The sequence below is a fragment of the Telluria sp. LT2P34 genome, from assembly GCF_059685915.1.
The window spans coordinates 250,577-266,736 of sequence record NZ_JCASIN010000006.1 but is presented as its reverse complement, the minus strand read 5'-3'; the positions used below and the strand labels follow the sequence as shown (position 1 = coordinate 266,736).

Here is a 16,160-nt window from a genome sequence, read left to right as displayed (position 1 = left end):
TGCTGGCCAAGCGTTGCCCTGCAGTACAATATGGGATGCAAGTCAGGACTTGCCTCGCCTGATAAGAAACAATCCATGAATTTCGTCGCCACCGCTTCCCTGGCCCTTGCCATGTCCACCGACGCCTTCGCCGCCGCCGTCGGCAAGGGCGCCGCCCTGCAACGGCCGCACTGGCGCGAAGCCCTGCGCACCGGCGCGATTTTCGGCGCCATCGAAGGCATCACGCCGCTCCTCGGCTGGGCGCTCGGGAATGCCGCCGCCCCGTATGTCCAGGCCTGGGACCACTGGATCGCCTTCGTGCTGCTCGGCCTGCTCGGCCTGCGCATGATCCGCGAAGGCTGCACTGCCCCCGAGCCTGGCGAAGACCGGCCCAACAGCCATTCCTTCCTGCGCCTGGCGCTGACCGGCATGGCAACGAGCATCGATGCCCTGATTGTCGGCGCAGGCCTGGCCTTCATCGATGCCGACATCGTCGTCACCGCCGCCGCCATCGGCTTTGCCACCTTCGTCATGGTCACGCTCGGCGTCATGCTGGGACGCGGACTCGGCGCGCTGGTGGGCAAGCGCGCCGAGGTGATCGGGGGCATCGTGCTGATCACGATCGGCAGCCTGATCCTCTACGACCATCTGCAGTAACTGCCCCTCAGTTGAAAATCAGGCGCATCCGGCCGTCGCATCCTTCTTCATCGCTTCGTCCATCTCTTCCGGCGTGACGTCGCGGATGTGGGTCGCGAGCGACCAGCGGTGGCCGAAAGGATCGTCGAGCTGGCCATAACGGTCGCCCCAGAACTGGTCGGCCAGCGCCATGCGCACCGTGGCGCCGGCAGCGACCGCGCTGTCCCAGACCGCGTCCACGTTCGGCAGGGACAGATGGATCGTGACGGGCGAGCCCTTCAGCGCCAGCGGCCCGAAGGAACCGTAGTCCGGATATTCGTCGGCGAGGAACAGGGGCGAGTCGCCGATGCGCAGCATCGCATGGCCGACTTTACCGTCGGGCATCGGCATGCGCATGACTTCGACGGCGCCGAAGGCCTTCTTGTAGAACTCGATCGCTTCGTGGCAATTTGCGCACACCAGGTGCGGGGTAATCGTTTGCATGCCCTCTTCGACCGGCTTGACCTCTGAACTCATGACGCTCTCCTTGTTGGATGTGTTGGACGGCTTGTTATCTTTATGACCTGCTTTAGGAGCCTAGCGCCCGCCCGAAGTTCACGCAACCATTAACGATGCTGCGATGCGCCAATATGCTAACCCAGGCCCGCTCATGGTATCTTCCAGGAAACGAACGTAAACGTTCGACACTAAAACAGACAGCTTGAGGGAAGAACGATGCTGCCAGAGCGCACGCGGGAGAAGTCTCGGCCTGAAGAATATTGCCTTGAAGAATTTGTTTCTCTTGAGCAATCTCACCGCCCGAGGCCGTCAGGTAGGACACCATGAACTTGTCCGCAACCCGACGTCTCCAAAGGATGCCCCCATGATCCTCGCTCACCTCGCCCGCCACTGCCTGACCCATCGCAGCCGGCTGCGGTTTTCCAGCTGGGTGCTGTCGACCCTGCGCAGCGCGCGCGTCATGCTGTTTTACCGCGACCACGCCGCCCTCTGCCAGCTCGATGTGTACCGCAATTATGTGCTGGCCTCCCCGAACGACGATCCCTTCCACCACCTGAGCCACCGCGGCTACCTGGTCCAGGGCCTGAGCGCGCGCCAGCGGGTGCAGTGCGTGCTGTCGCACTACCGCTTCGAGGAAACCACCTTCAACGCCGCTTACAAGCAGGCCGTGTACGCCGCCGGCGGTCTGACGCTGTGGCGGCAGGAAGTGGGCAAGAACGAATTCCTGATCCGGCTCGAGATGGCCTCGCGCATGAATGCCGAAGGCGACCTGACCCTGGCCCTGGTTGTCGATGGCAAGGTATTGCATCGGCTCTCCTTCTCCTGGGTCGACGGCAGGATTGCCGGCGTGCCGGCGCCGGTGGTCCCCTTCGTCGCACGCAACCAGGGGCGCTGGGCCGAATCGAACGACGCCTTCGAAGCCTTCGAGCACTGCTTCCCGAACAATTCGCCGAGCTTTTTCTGTTTTGCCGCGATGCAGGGCGTGGCGCAGGCGGTCGGCATGGAACAGGTACTGGCCGTGAAGTGCACCTCGCACATCGCCTACGACCCGGCGGATGAAAAACACTTCAGCAACGCCTATGACGGCTTCTGGAAAATTTTGGGCGGCATCGACATGCCGGGCAATGCCTGGCTGATCGCCCTGCCCTTCTACCTCAAGCCGCTGGCCGACATGCCGTCCAAGCACCGCAAGCGCGCGGCCCAGCGGCGCGACTACTGGCGCGCGATCGGCGACGGCGCCCGTAGCACGCTGCAGCGCCACCTGCTGCATGCACGCTCGCACCACGAGCATGCAGCGCCGCTGCGCGAGACAGCGGAAGTCTGATCGGCCACGCCGGCAGTTGACACAAGCACCACGGCCCGCGCGGGCCGTGCTACACTTGCGCCTCGCTAGGGGTCCTGGGATTTATTTTCCGGGTGAGAGATACCCTTCGTACCTGATCTGGATAATGCCAGCGAAGGAAAGCGCAACGCAGTCCCCATCTTTGTTTGCCCTTCCCCCACGTTGGCTCCGGCTTTTTGTTTAAAAGCGCCGCACGCCCACGTGCGCGGCGCTCAAATCCTGAGCACACAATGAAACCAGTGTTAAAGCAGTCCCTACTCGCCTGCGCCCTTGCGCAGGCCTTCGCCCTCGTTGCGGCCACCAATGCCTGCGCCCAGGGCGCCGAGCCGATCGCCTCGGTCCATGTCACCGGCAGCAAGTGGACCGTCAGCGACCGCGCCAGCGTCGCCGGCTTCGCCGAGATGCCGGTGATGGATATCCCGGCCTCGGTCGTCGCCATCGACCTGGGCCAGATGCAGGCCCTGTCGATCCGCAGCGCCACCGATGCGGCCCGTTACGACGCTTCGGTCGGCGACGCCTACAACGCCGTCGGCTATGCCGAGCAGTTCTCGGTGCGCGGCTTCAAGTTGAACAACAACACCGATTACCGCAAGGACGGCTTCGCCATCAGCGGCGACGCCCAGATCCCGCTCGAGAACAAGCAACGCTTCGAGCTGCTCAAGGGCGTGGCCGGCATGCAGGCCGGGCTGACGGCGCCGGGCGGCATCCTGAATTTCGTGACCAAGCGCCCGACGGACCAGGCATTGCGCTCGGTGACGATCGAGGCGCGCGAGCGCGGCACGCTGCATGGCGCGGCCGACATCGGCGGGCGCTTCGACGACCGCCGCTTCGGCTACCGCATCAATGCCGCGGCCGAGCGCCTGCGCTCGTATGTGCGCGGCGCCGACGGCGAGCGCCAGTTTGCCTCCGCCGCCTTCGACTGGCAGGTAACGCCCGATGCGCTGCTGCAGCTCGACCTCGACTACCAGCACAAGGAACAGATTACGGCGCCCGGCTACCAGCTGGTGCGCGGTATCGAGCTGCCGCGCGGCGTTTCGCCAGGCACCCTGCTCAACGCGCAGCCATGGACCAAGCCGGTGGAGACCGATAGCGCCAACCTTGGCCTGCGTTTCGACTACCGCCTCAGCGAATCGTGGCGCGCCACGCTCAGCGCCAACAAGCACTGGTTCAAGCGTGACGATTTCACCGCATTCCCCTATGGCTGCAGCAACGAGGGCGAGGGCTTTTACCCGGGCTACTGTTCGAACGGCGACTACGACGTGTACGACTACCAGAGCACCGGCGAGCGCAAGACCCCGTTTGGCGTCCAGGCCCAGTTGCAAGGCCGCCTGCAGACCGGCGCAGTGCGCCACCTGCTGACCCTCGGCGGCAGCTTCGCCGAGCGCCGCAACAGCTACGGCGACTATGTCTACGACTACGCCGGCTCGAGCAATATCTACAACAACCAGGTCGTCGCACCGGCGCCGGGCAATCCGCGCACCGGCCCGGTCACCGAGCGTTACCGCGACCGCGAGCGCGCCCTGTTCGTCCAGGATATCGTGACCCTGAGCCCCGAGTTCGCCCTGCATGCCGGCCTGCGCTACGTAAAGGTGGACAGCGCGCAGCAGCCGGAGTCAAGTGCCGGCTGGGCCGCCAGCCGCGCCAGCTTCGCACTGCCGAACGTGGCGCTCGTGTACAGCCCCAAACGCAACCTGAACGTGTACGTCAGCATCGGCCACGGCCTGCAGGGCGGCGGCGTGGCGCCGATCGAAACGACCAATGCCAACGCGGACCTCGGCCCGAGCCGCTCGAAGCAGGTCGAGCTGGGGATCAAGGGCGTCCTCGCGGGGGACGTGTCGGTCAGCGCGGCCCTGTTCCAGATCAGGTCCGGCCTGGAGTACACGGACGAGGCGAATACGTTCGTGCGCAACGGCCGCCAGAACCACCGCGGCGTCGAGCTGTCTGCACAGCGGGCCAGCGGCGCCCTCGCCTACGGCGCGTCGCTGATGGCGCTGCGCGCGCGCCAGGAAGATACCGGCGTCGCCGCGCTCGACGGACGCCGCGTGACCAACGTGCCGGAACTGCGCAGCAGCGCCTGGGCCGAATACAGCGTCGGCGCCGTGCCGGGCCTGAAGCTCAACGGCCAGTGGCAGTATTCGGGCGACAAGGCCTTCGATCCGGACAACAGCGTCATCGTGCCGGGCTATCACGTGCTGGGCCTGGGCGCGGCTTACGGGATGAAGATGGGCGCCACGAATGTCACCCTGCGCGCGCGCATCGACAACCTGGCGGACAAGTTCTACTGGCGCGACGTCACGCAAGACCTGGGCGGCTACCTGCTGCCGGGTGCGCCGCGCACCGTGCGCCTGTCGGCCCAGTTCGATTTTTAGGTCAAGCCGTCAACCCACGCCGATAATCGTCAAGGCCCGCTCCACCTGCCGCATCCGCTGCGGCAGGTCTCCCTGCAGCAGGACGAAGGGGATGCCGCGCGCATCGAGTTCGTCCACCACCATCGCATAGACCCGCGCCCTCACGGCTTCCGACTCGCGCATCAGGCCATCGGCGATCCACGGCGTGTCGGGCGCCGTCACCAGCGTCAGCGCGTAGTCGTGGGTCGCGGCGAGCTCGCCCAGCGGCGCATCGACGCGGCCCCAGTAGACGCGGCTGTAGAGCGCCGTCATGAGGGGCGTGGTATCGCAGAACAGCACCCGGTTGGCGCGCGCGGCCGCCGCATCCTCGCGCGCGCGCTGGGTCAGCGCGATCCCGAACTGATCGGCCTCGGAGGGCACGCGGCCCTGCGTGTCGACGAATTCGCGCAGGTATTCGGGCACCCACACCGTGTCGTAACGCCGCGCAAGCGCCTCGCACAGCGTCGACTTGCCGGACGATTCGGCGCCGAGGACGGCAACGCGGCGCACGGGATTCATCGTGCCGCCACCGCGATATTGCTCCACGCCCGAAGCCCGCGCGCCGCCAGCACCACGAACACCGCGTACAGCACAGCCGTCACGTGCAGGTCCTTGAAGATGTACAGCCCGACGTAGAGCACGTCCACCACCAGCCACACCTGCCAGTTCTCGACTTTTTTACGCGCCAGCAGCAGCTGGCCCACCAGGCTGCCGGCGGTCAGAAAGCCGTCGGTGTGCGGCACGTCGGTATTCGTGTAGTTGGACAAAAACCAGGCCAGCGCCAGGTAGGCCGCGCCCCAGGCGGCAAGCGCCCACGCCCAGCCAGAACGATCGAGACGCGTGACGACCAGACGCGTCTCGGTCGTCCCGCGCAGCCACTGGCTCCAGCCCCAGATGGAAGCGGCGATGAAGACCAGTTGCAGGCCGCTGTCGCCGTACAGGCGGGCGTCGAAAAACACCACGGCATAGGTCGCGGACGAGGCGATCGAGAACAGCCAGGCCCAGTGGTTCTGGCGGATGTTGAGCAGCACCGTCGTCACCGCGAGGGCGAACGACACCAGTTCGAGCGGGGTGGTCGTGAGACCGAAAAAGGGGAGCGACTCGTTCACGTAAGCGCTTATTTTTTCGGGTACTTGATCGTCATTTCCTTGAGCAGGTTATCGGCCCCGTCGACTTCCTTCATCACCCACAGCATGTAGCGGATGTCGACGTGGATCGCGCGCGTGATCGCCGTGTCGAAGTACCAGTCCTTGGTGATCGATTCATAGGTCGAATCGAAGTTCAGGCCCACCAGTTCGCCACGTTTGTTGAGGACGGCCGAACCGGAATTGCCGCCGGTCGTGTCCGCGCTCGACAGGAAGTTCACCGGCACTGTGCCCAGCACCGGGTCCTTGAAGGCGCCATAGCGCTTTTCCAGCACGGCCTTCTTCAGCCCGGCCGGCACCAGGAAGGGGTCCTTGTTCGTTTCCTTTTCGAGGATGCCCTCCACCGTCGTGAACGGCCCCTTGACCAGGCCATCGCGCGGCGAATACGGCGCCACGGTGCCGTAGGTCACGCGCAGCGTCGAGTTGGCGTCCGGGTAGACCGGCTTGCCCTGCGACTTGCGGTAGGCGATCACGGCCGACATGTACTGCGGAATCGTACGGTCGAGGTTGCCGTCGACTTCCTTGCGCCGCTCCTCGAGTTTGCTCGCGACATCCTGCAGGCCTACGGCCAGAGCGATGAACGGGTCTTTCGAGGCGCGGAAGGCGTTCGCGTCCTGCCCGATCCAGGCCAGGCGCTTGGCGGTGTCGGCCAGCTCGGTGCTCGTGTAGAAACCATCGAGCTTGCCGGCGTTCGGCAATAGCGCATCGAGCCCCTGCGGACGCAGCTTCTGGTCGATTCTGGCGTAGCGGGTCAGCGCCGCGGCCCAGCGCGCGCGGTCGACATTCGGCACGAAGGACTGTTCGAGGCGGCTCAGGCGCGCCTTGATGAAGGAGAGGTCGCGTTCCTGGTAGCCCGACTCGCGCTGGGCGTCCGGCTTCTGGCGTTCCAGCGCCAGGCGGTACAGGGTGCGCGCGCTTTTCAGGAGGTCGCTATGCGTGGCTTCGCCGTAGGCGCCTTCTTCGCGCGAGAGCGCCATGTCGGCGGCGATCACGGCATCGAGCTCGCCCAGCAGGGTCTTGCCATTGCCATTTTTTGCATACCAGCCGCGGAATTCGGCGTCCTGCACGTCCTTGATCGAAGCGATGTCCTTGCGCGCGAAACCGTCGAGCAGGCCCTTGCTCTTCTTCATGACATTATTCAGGCTCTTGCCGACGCTGGCATAGCGCACGTCCCAGGCGGCATTGCCTTTGGTGGCGGCCGCAATCACGTCGAGGTCGGCCTGGATGGTGGCGACCTTGCCCGGCAGGTCGACGTCGCGCGCGAAGCGGATTTCCGAGGGCAGCTTGTAGCGGCTGGTGCGGCCGGGGTAGCCGGCCAGCAGGATCGGGTCGCCATTCTTCAGGCCTTCGGCGGAGACGACCAGGAAGTCCTTCGATTTGTACGGCACGTTGTTCGGCGACGGGTCGGCCGGGCGGCCGTCCGGGCCGACGTAGGCGCGCAGGAAAGTGTAGTCGCCGGTCTGGCGCGGCCACTCGTAGTTGTCGACGTCGCCGCCGAAATTGCCGATCTTGTCGGACGGCGCGTAGACCAGTCGCACGTCGCGGATCATCAGCTGTCGGATGCGGTAGTACTCGAGGCCACGGTGGAAGGCCGGCACCGAGCAGCGGTAGGCCTTGTCGCTCTCGCATTCGGCAATCAAGGCTTTTACACGCGAGGAAATCGCCTCGTTGCGCTCGCGGCCCGACATGGATGCGCCCAAGCCCTTGAGCACGCGGTCGGTGACGTTTTCCACTTTCTCGGTCACGTACACCAGCGCATTCGGGCCGCCCGGCAGTTCCTCGGCGCGTGTCCTGGCCAGGAAGCCGTCGACGATGTAGTTCTTTTCCGGGGTCGAGTTACGCTGGATCGAACCGTAGCCGCAGTGGTGATTCGTGACCACCAGGCCGTCGGGCGAGACAAAGGCGGCCGAGCAGCCGGTCAGCGCGACCATGGCGCTCATCGGGTGCTTCGACAGGTCGGCCAGCTTCTCGGCCGGCATGGTGATGCCGATGCGTTTGAGCTCGGCTTTGAGCTGCGGCAGCTGGTGCGGCTGCCACTGGCCTTCGTCGGCAAGAGCCGAAAACGAAACGCCCAGGAGAGCGACGGGAAGAACGATCGATTTGAACAAGGCTGACCCCGGATGAGTAAAAACAAACGGCGAGTATAGCCTTGATGGAAAGCGGCTGGAATCAGATTTTATTGGGTAAGGACGCGGGCGCCGGCGGCTTCTCGACGATCAGCAAGGTGCGCGAGACCGCACCCGTCGCCTTTTGCTGCACCACCAGCGTGGCGACCGCACGCGGGTCGACGACGGGTTTCGGATGACGGATGTAGAACATGCGTGCCCTGAAGATGATTAACTAATACTGCAAGCTGAAGACGAATCTTGAAATATCAAGGCGCGGCGCCCGCCTGCCATCCCCCACCGAGCGACTGGATCAAGGCCACCGCCACCGTCTGCCGGTCCGACTGCACCTGCACCAGCGCGCGGCGGGCGTTCTGCGCCGTGACCTGGGCCTGCACGACTTCGGTGAAGCCCACCTGCCCTGCCCGGTAACGGTTCATGACCTGCTGTTCGACCAGGTCCGCTGCTTCGGAGGCCTGGCGGCGCAGTTCCTGCTGCTGGGCCAGCACGCGGGTGGCGCTCAACTGGTCTTCGACGTCGGCGAAAGCCGTCAGCACGGTCTGCCGGTAGCGCGCCACCGCCGCCTGGTGGCGCGCTTCGGCCCCGGCGACGCTCGCGCGGGTGGCGCCGGCGTTGAAGATGGACTGCGCGGCCGACAGGCCGAAGGACCAGGCCGCGTTCGAGACCGAGAACAGGTCGCCGACCCGGCTGCCGCCGGTGCCGAGCGCGCCGGACAAGCCGATATTCGGGAAGTAGGCGGCGCGCGCGATGCCGATCTCGGCGTTGGCGGCGGCCACGTCGCGCTCGGCGGCGGCGATGTCGGGACGGCGCTGCAGCAGCGTCGACGGCACGCCGACCGGCACGTCCGGCACGGTGATGGTCCATTCGGGGCGCGCGGCCAGGGTGAATTCGCCGGGGGCCTTGCCGACCAGGACCGCGATCGCATGCTCGAACTGGGCGCGCTGGCGGGCAAGACCGAGTTCGTCGCCTCTAGCGCTGGCGAGCTGGGTCTCGGCCTGCAGCACGTCGGTGCGGGCGACAATGCCGACATTGAAGCGGTTCTGGGTAATTTGCAGTTCGCGCTCGTAGCCGACGATGGTGCGCAGCAGGAGCGCGCGCTGGGCGTCGAGCGCGCGCAGGGTGAAATAGTTCGCCGCCAGTTCCCCCTGGCTCGACAGGCGGGCGTTGGCCAGGTCGGCGGCACTCGCCTGCAGCCCCGCCTGCGCGCCCGTCACGCCGGCGCGCAGCCGGCCCCAGACATCGGGCTCCCAGCTGCCGCCGAGGTTCAGGCGGTAAGCGCTTTCCGCTCCCTGGGAGCGCACGCCCGAACGGTCGGCGGACACGCCCAGCGACAGGGTCGGGAACAGCGAGGCGCGCGCCGCCGCCACTTGCGCCCGCGCCGCCGCGTAATTGGCAACCGCCAGCGCCACGTTCTGGTTCGAGACTTCGACGCTGGCGGCCAGGTCGTTCAGCACCGGGTCCTGAAACAGCTGCCACCACGGTCCGCGCTCGAGCGCGTCGGCCGGGGCGGCCGGCGCCCAGCCTTCGAGTTCCTTGTACGCCACCGGCTCGGGCGTGGCCGGGCGCTGGTAGGCGGGGCCCACCGCGCAGCCGGCAAGGCCGAGGGCGAAGGCAAGCAAGGTCAATCTGGATCCGGTGGTTCTCTGCATAGGGCTCGTCATCGTTTATTTGGATAGCATGGGAGTGGCGTCCTCCAGGGGGTGACGCGCCAGTTCGCGCTCGCCCGGCGTCTTGCTGCGCAGGCGGTCGAGCAGCACGTAGACGACCGGCGTGGTGAGCAGGGTCAGCACCTGGCTGGCGAGCAGGCCGCCGATAATGGCAATGCCCAGCGGCTGGCGCAATTCCGATCCTTCGCCGAAACCGATCGCCAGCGGCAGCGCGCCCAGGGCGGCGGCGAGGGTCGTCATCAGGATCGGGCGGAAGCGCAGCAGGCAGGCTTCGCGCACCGCTTCCAGGGCCGGAACGCCTTTCGAGCGTTCCAGTTCGAGCGCGAAGTCGATGATCAGGATCGCGTTCTTCTTGACGATGCCGATCAGGAGGAAGACCCCGATCAGCGCGATGATCGAAAACTCCATGTTAAACAGCAGCAGCGCCAGCACCGCGCCGACGCCGGCCGACGGCAGGGTCGACAGCACCGTGATCGGGTGGATCAGGCTTTCGTACAGGATGCCGAGCACGATGTAGATGACGACGATCGCCGCCAGGATCAGCATCGGCTGCTCCTTGTTCGATTCCTCGGCCGCGCGCGCCGTGCCCTCGAAGCTGCCGCGCACGTTCGAGGGCATGGCGATGTCCGCTTCGGCCTGGCGCACCGCCGCCTGGCCGTCCTGCAGGTTGGCGCCCTCGGCCAGGTTGAACGAGACGGTGGTGGCAAGTTCGCCGTCCTGGTGGTTGACCGAGGTCGCGGTCGCGCTTTCGGCGAAACTGGCGAGCGTCGAAAGCGGCACCATGGTGCTGGCGCTGTTCGACAGCGCCGAGCCGCTCGAGGCGTCACGCGTGGCCGTCAGGTTCGAGGCCGGCGCCGGCGCGCCGTTGGTAGTAGAAGCAGTCTGCGCAGCAGCGCCGCCGCCGGCAGGCGCGCGTGAGGGCACGTAGACGTCGTTCAAGGCTTGCGGCGACTGCGCGTACTCGGGGGCCACGCCCATGATCACGTTGTACTGATTCAGTTCATCGTAGATCTTGGCGACCTGGCGCTGGCCGAAGTTGTTGTACAGCGCATTGTCGACGTCGCGCGCGCTGATGCCCAGGCGCCCCGCCGTGTCCTTGTCGATCGAGACGAACATCTCGACGCCGTTCTCGGCCTGGTCGGTGTCGACGTCGAGCAGGGTCGGCTGGCGCTTCATGGCCTCGGCCAGTTTGGCGGCCCATTCCTTCAGGTCTTCGCTGCTGTCGCTTTTCAGGGTGTACTGGTAAGTGGAATTGCTGGAGCGCCCGCCCATGCGCAAGTCCTGCACGGGATTGAGGAACATGCGCACGCCGGTCACGCGCTCGAGCTGAGGGCGCAGGCGCGCAATCACGGCCTGCCCCTTGTCGGTGCGCTCGGACACCGGTTTCAGGTTGATGAACATGAAGCCGCCGCCGGCGCGCCCGCCGCCCGTAAACCCGACCACGGTATCGACCGCTGGGTCGCGCTTGATGATGTTGACGATCTGGCGCATCTTTTCCTGCATCGCCTGGAAGGAGATGCTCTGGTCGGCGCGGATGCCGCCGCTGATCTGGCCGGTGTCCTGCTGCGGGAAGAAGCCTTTCGGGATGGCCGTGAACAGGTAGTAGTTCAGGCCGATCACGAACACCAGCATGACCATTACCAGCCCCATGCTGCCCAGCGCCCAGTCCAGCGCACGCTCGTAGCCGCGCAGCATGCGGTTGAAACCACCTTCGGCCCAACGCGCGAGGCGTCCCGGCGGGCGTTCGATCGTATGGCCCTTTTTCAGCAGCCAGGCGCACATCATCGGCGTGGTGGTCAGCGAGATCACCAGCGAAATCATGACCGCGGCGGACAAGGTCACGGCAAACTCGCGGAACAGCCGGCCCACCTGCCCGCCCATGAACAGCAGCGGGATGAACACCGCCACCAGCGACAGGCTGATCGACAGCACGGTAAAACCCACTTCGCGCGCGCCCAGCAAGGCGGCCTGCATCCGGTCCATGCCGGACTCGATGTGGCGCGCCGTGTTTTCCAGCACCACGATGGCGTCGTCGACGACGAAGCCGGTGGCCACCGTCAAGGCCATCAGCGACAGGTTGTTCAAACTAAAACCGAGCATCCACATCACCCCGAAGGTGCCGAGCAGCGACACCACGGTCGCCACCGCCGGGATGATCGTGGCGCGCACGCTGCGCAGGAATACGGAGACCACCAGCACCACCAGCAGGATCGACAGCAGCAGCGTGAATTCGACTTCGTGCAGTGAGGAGCGGATCGAGCTGGTGCGGTCCGAGGCCACCTGCAGCTTGATGTCGCCCGGCAGCTGCGCCTGCAGCGAGGGCAGCAGCGCGCGCACGCCGTCGACCGTCTCGATGACGTTCGCCGCCGGCTGGCGCGTGATCAGCACCACCACCGCCGGTTCGCCATTGAACAGGCCCAGGGTATTGATGTTTTCGGGGCCGTCGACCACCTGGGCCACGTCCTGCAGGCGGATCGCGGCGCCATCGCGCCAGGCCACGACCAGGCCGCGGTAATCGGCCGCGGTGCGGCCATTGGTGGGCGTGTCGGCCTGCGAATAAATCTGCAGGCGGTTGCCGTTGCCTTCGATCGCGCCTTTCGGGCGGTTCGGGTTACTCGACTGAATGGCGGCGCGCACGTCTTCGGCCGAAACGCCGTAGCCGTTCAGCGCATAGGGCAGCAGTTCGACGCGCACCGCCGGCAGCGAGCCGCCGCCGATTTCCACTTCGCCCACGCCCGGCACCTGGGCCAGGCGCTGCTGGATCACGTTCGAGACGGCGTTATAGATCTGGCTCGGGCTGCGCGTCGGCGAGGTCAGCGCGAGGATGATCACCGGCGCGTCCGAGGGGTTGGCCTTGCGGTAGGTCGGATTGCTGCGCAGGGTCGCCGGCAGGTCGGCGCGCGCGGCGTTGATCGCGGCCTGCACTTCGCGCGCGGCCGAATCGATCTTGCGGTTCAGCTCGAACTGCAGGCTGATGCGGGTCGAGCCGCTGCCGGAATTCGAGGTCATTTCGTTGACGCCGGCAATGGTGCCCAGGCGCCGTTCCAGTGGGGTTGCCACGCTGCTGGCCATGGTTTCCGGGCTCGCTCCCGGCACCGAGGCCGAGACCGAGATCGTCGGGAAATCCACTTGCGGCAGCGGCGACACCGGCAGCACGAAGAAGGCCGCGATGCCGGCCAGCGCCAGCCCGAGCGTCAGCAGGACGGTCGCGATCGGGCGCTGGACGAACGGTTTGCTGAGGTTCATGCGCCGGCCCCGTGCGCTTTGACTGGCCGGGCCGGCGCCTTGCCGCCCCAGCGCCGCGCCAGACGGTCGAAGGACAGATAGATCACCGGCGTCGTGAACAGGGTCAGCAGCTGGCTGACGATCAGGCCGCCGAAAATGGCCAGGCCCAGCGGACGCCGCAGTTCGGCGCCCTCGCCCCAGCCGAGCATCAGCGGCACGGCGGCGAACAGCGCGGCCAGGGTCGTCATCAGGATCGGGCGGAAGCGCAGCAGCGCGGCCTGGCGGATGGCCTCCAGGGGCGACTTGCCGCCGTCGCGTTCGGCCTCGATGGCGAAGTCGATCATCATGATCGCGTTCTTTTTCACGATGCCGATCAGGAGGATGATGCCGATGATGCCGATCACGCCCAGCCCCTGCCCTGTGATCCACAGCGCCAGCAGCGCGCCCACGCCCGCCGAAGGCAGCGTCGAGAGGATGGTCAGCGGGTGGATATAGCTCTCGTAGAGCACGCCGAGCACGATGTAGACGCAGACCACGGCGGCCAGGATCAGCCACAGCTGGCTCGAGAGCGAGTTTTCGTAGGCGCCGGAAGCGCCGAGGAAGCTCAGCGTGACCGACGGCGGCAGCTTGATGTCCACCGCCGCGGCGCGGATCGCATCGACGGCCTGGCCGAGCGAGGTGCCGACGCCGGTATCGAAACCGATGGTGGTGGCCGGATACTGCGCCACGTGGGTCACCTGCAGCGGCGCCTGTTCCTCGCGGATGGTGGCCACGGCGGACAGCGGTGTGTAGCCGCCCGAACTCGTGCGCAGCTGCAGGCGGCCGAGGGCGGCCAGCGACATGGCTCCGTCTTCTCCGTCACCCTTCTGCTGCGCTTCCAGGATCACGCGGTACTGGTTGGTTTCGGTGAAGATGGTCGAGACGATGCGCTGGCCGAAGGCACTGTACAGGGCGTCGTCGATGTTGGCGGCGCTGATGCCCAGGCGCGAGGCGGTGTCGCGGTCGATGTGGACCACGGCGGCGGCACCCACGGCGCCGGCATCGGTCGTCACGTTGCGCAACTGCTTCTGCTCGGCCATGCGCGCCACCAGCTTTTTCGCCCAGGCCACCACGGTGGCGTTGTCGGCGCCCTCGAGCGAGACGCGGTACTGGGTCGGGCCGCTTTCGGCGTCGATCGTCAGGTCTTGCGTCGGCTGCAGGTAGAGCGTGAGGCCGGCCACGCCGGCCACGCGCTGCTTCAGGCGCGTCATGATCTCATCCGGGTCGCCCTCGCGGTCGCCCTTCAGGTTGATCAGCATGGTGCCGGTATGGAGCATCGTGTTGTTGGCGGCGTCGACGCCGACATTCGAGGCCAGCGACTCGACCGCCGGATCCTGCAGGATGGCGCGCGCAGCCGCCTGCTGCATTTCGGCCATGGCCGCATACGAAATCGCCTGGCGCGCTTCGACGCGTGCCTGCAGCTGGCCCGTGTCCTGAGTCGGGAACAGGCCTTTCGGGATCACCATCCAGAGCAGCACGGTGAGCGCCATCGTGCCCAGCGCCACGATCAGGGTCAGACCCTGGCGCGCCAACACCCAGTCCAGGCCACGGTCGTATTTGCGGATCACGCGGTCGAAAAAGGCCTGGGTCTTCTGCGCCCACTTGCCCGGTTTTTCGTCTTCATGGCTGCGCAGCCAGCGCCCCGCCATCATCGGCACCAGGGTCAGCGACACCAGGCCGGAAATCAGGATCGTGATCGCCAGGGTCATCGCGAATTCGCGGAACAGGCGGCCGACCACGTCGCCCATGAACAGCAGCGGAATCAGCACCGCGATCAGGGAAACGGTCAGCGAAATGATGGTGAAACCGATCTGCGCCGCGCCCTTGATGGCGGCGGCCATCGGCTGCTCTCCCTCTTCGATATAGCGCGCGATGTTCTCGATCATGACGATGGCATCGTCGACCACAAAGCCGGTGGCGATCGTCAGCGCCATCAAGGACAGGTTGTTCAGGCTGTAGCCGAGCAGGTACATGATGCCGAAGCTGCCGATCAGCGAGATCGGCACCGCCATGCTGGCGATGACGGTCGCGCGCACGCTGTGCAGGAAGGCGAAGATCACCAGCACCACCAGCACCACGGCCAGCAGCAGTTCCAGCTGCACGTGGTGGACCGAGGCGCGGATGCCGGTGGTGCGGTCGCTCAGCACGTCCAGGCGCAGCGCGGCCGGCAGACCGGCCTGCAGCTCGGGCAGGCGTTCCTTGATGGCGTCGACGGTGGCGATCACGTTGGCGCCCGGCTGGCGCTGCACATTCAGGATGATGGCCGGTTTCAGGTTGGCCCAGGCGCCCAGGCGCACGTTCTCGGCGCTGTCGACCACGCGCGCCACGTTCTCCAGGCGCACCGGGGCCCCATTCCGATAGGCGACGATCAGGTTTTTATAGTCTTCGACCGTCACCAGCTGGTCGTTGGCGTTGATCGCATAGGCCCGGGTCGGGCCGTCGAAGCTGCCCTTGGCGCTGTTGGCGTTAGCGGCGGTAATCGCGCTACGCAGCGTGTCGAGCCCGAGGCCGTTCGAGGCCAGCGCCTCGGTATCGGCCTGGATCCGCACCGCGGGGCGCTGGCCGCCCGAGAGCGAGACCAGGCCCACGCCCGAGACCTGGCTGATTTTCAGCGCCAGGCGGGTGTTCACCAGATTCTGCACCTCGGTCAGCGGGATCGTGTCCGAAGTGATCGCCAGGGTCAGCACCGGCGCGTCGGCCGGGTTGACCTTGGCATAGACCGGCGGCGCCGGCAGGTCGGCCGGCAGCAGCGAGCCGCCGGCGTTGATCGCGGCCTGCACCTCCTGCTCGGCCACGTCCAGGGTCTGGCCCAGGCCGAACTGCAGGGTGATGACCGAGACCCCGGCGGCGCTGGTCGAACTCATGCGCGACAGGCCCGACATCTGGCCGAACTGGCGCTCCAGCGGCGCCGTGACCGTGCGCGACATGACTTCGGGACTCGCGCCCGGGTACAGGGTCTGGACCTGGATGGTCGGGAAGTCGACCTGCGGCAGCGCGGACAGCGGCAGGAATTTATAGCCGACCAGGCCGGCCAGCACGATGGCCAGCATCAGCAGGGCGGTGGCGACCGGGCGCGCGATGAAGGGGCCGGAGGGGCTCATGGGCGCACCCCGTTC

12 protein-coding genes and 1 riboswitch are annotated in these 16,160 nt (G+C 66.5%); of the genes, 3 read left to right on the top strand and 9 right to left on the bottom strand.

Features of this window, described 5'->3' with window-relative positions; genetic code table 11:
• Nucleotides 1-75 precede the first annotated feature (75 nt).
• Nucleotides 76-636: a manganese efflux pump MntP gene (locus AC56KZ_RS17110; RefSeq protein WP_497163385.1), complete on the top strand. Its 561-nt coding sequence runs from the start codon at nucleotides 76-78 to the stop codon at nucleotides 634-636.
• Between the two features lie 18 nt (nucleotides 637-654).
• Here the strand turns inward: AC56KZ_RS17110 and AC56KZ_RS17105 are convergent, their stop codons facing one another.
• Nucleotides 655-1,131: a VOC family protein gene (locus AC56KZ_RS17105; protein WP_497163384.1), complete on the bottom strand. Its 477-nt coding sequence runs from the start codon at nucleotides 1,129-1,131 to the stop codon at nucleotides 655-657.
• 52 nt (nucleotides 1,132-1,183) lie between these two features.
• Nucleotides 1,184-1,438, bottom strand: a complete 255-nt coding sequence (locus AC56KZ_RS17100; RefSeq protein WP_497163383.1) for a hypothetical protein — start codon at nucleotides 1,436-1,438, stop codon at nucleotides 1,184-1,186.
• Nucleotides 1,439-1,477: 39 nt separating this feature from the next.
• Here AC56KZ_RS17100 and AC56KZ_RS17095 point away from each other — a divergent pair, with 39 nt between their 5' ends.
• Together AC56KZ_RS17095 and AC56KZ_RS17090 are read left to right on the top strand one after the other, a co-directional pair.
• Nucleotides 1,478-2,437, top strand: a complete 960-nt coding sequence (locus tag AC56KZ_RS17095; RefSeq protein ID WP_497163382.1) for a DUF535 family protein — start codon at nucleotides 1,478-1,480, stop codon at nucleotides 2,435-2,437.
• A 57-nt stretch (nucleotides 2,438-2,494) separates the two neighbouring features.
• A riboswitch (TPP riboswitch) is annotated at nucleotides 2,495-2,593 on the top strand.
• 92 nt (nucleotides 2,594-2,685) lie between these two features.
• Nucleotides 2,686-4,824, top strand: coding sequence for a TonB-dependent siderophore receptor (locus tag AC56KZ_RS17090; RefSeq protein WP_497163381.1), 2,139 nt, complete (start codon nucleotides 2,686-2,688; stop codon nucleotides 4,822-4,824).
• Nucleotides 4,825-4,833: 9 nt separating this feature from the next.
• On the opposite strand, the gene AC56KZ_RS17085 is transcribed toward AC56KZ_RS17090, so the two are convergent.
• From AC56KZ_RS17085 to AC56KZ_RS17055, 7 genes are all read right to left on the bottom strand, one after another.
• A complete protein-coding gene (locus AC56KZ_RS17085) occupies nucleotides 4,834-5,361 on the bottom strand; it encodes an AAA family ATPase (RefSeq protein ID WP_497163380.1) in 528 nt (175 codons plus the stop codon).
• A complete protein-coding gene (gene pnuC, locus AC56KZ_RS17080) occupies nucleotides 5,358-5,951 on the bottom strand; it encodes a nicotinamide riboside transporter PnuC (RefSeq protein WP_497163379.1) in 594 nt (197 codons plus the stop codon). The genes AC56KZ_RS17085 and pnuC overlap by 4 nt, the downstream gene beginning before the upstream one ends.
• Nucleotides 5,952-5,959: 8 nt before the next feature.
• Entirely contained in the window at nucleotides 5,960-8,095 is a 2,136-nt protein-coding gene (locus AC56KZ_RS17075) for a S46 family peptidase (RefSeq protein ID WP_497163378.1), read from the bottom strand.
• Between the two features lie 61 nt (nucleotides 8,096-8,156).
• Complete coding sequence (locus AC56KZ_RS17070) at nucleotides 8,157-8,306, bottom strand: hypothetical protein (RefSeq protein WP_497163377.1); 150 nt, start codon at nucleotides 8,304-8,306, stop codon at nucleotides 8,157-8,159.
• Between the two features lie 55 nt (nucleotides 8,307-8,361).
• Entirely contained in the window at nucleotides 8,362-9,774 is a 1,413-nt protein-coding gene (locus AC56KZ_RS17065; RefSeq protein WP_497163376.1) for an efflux transporter outer membrane subunit, read from the bottom strand.
• Between the two features lie 3 nt (nucleotides 9,775-9,777).
• Entirely contained in the window at nucleotides 9,778-13,026 is a 3,249-nt protein-coding gene (locus tag AC56KZ_RS17060) for an efflux RND transporter permease subunit (RefSeq protein ID WP_497163375.1), read from the bottom strand.
• Entirely contained in the window at nucleotides 13,023-16,145 is a 3,123-nt protein-coding gene (locus AC56KZ_RS17055; RefSeq protein WP_497163374.1) for an efflux RND transporter permease subunit, read from the bottom strand. Before AC56KZ_RS17055 ends, AC56KZ_RS17060 begins: the two co-directional genes overlap by 4 nt.
• Nucleotides 16,146-16,160 lie beyond the last annotated feature (15 nt).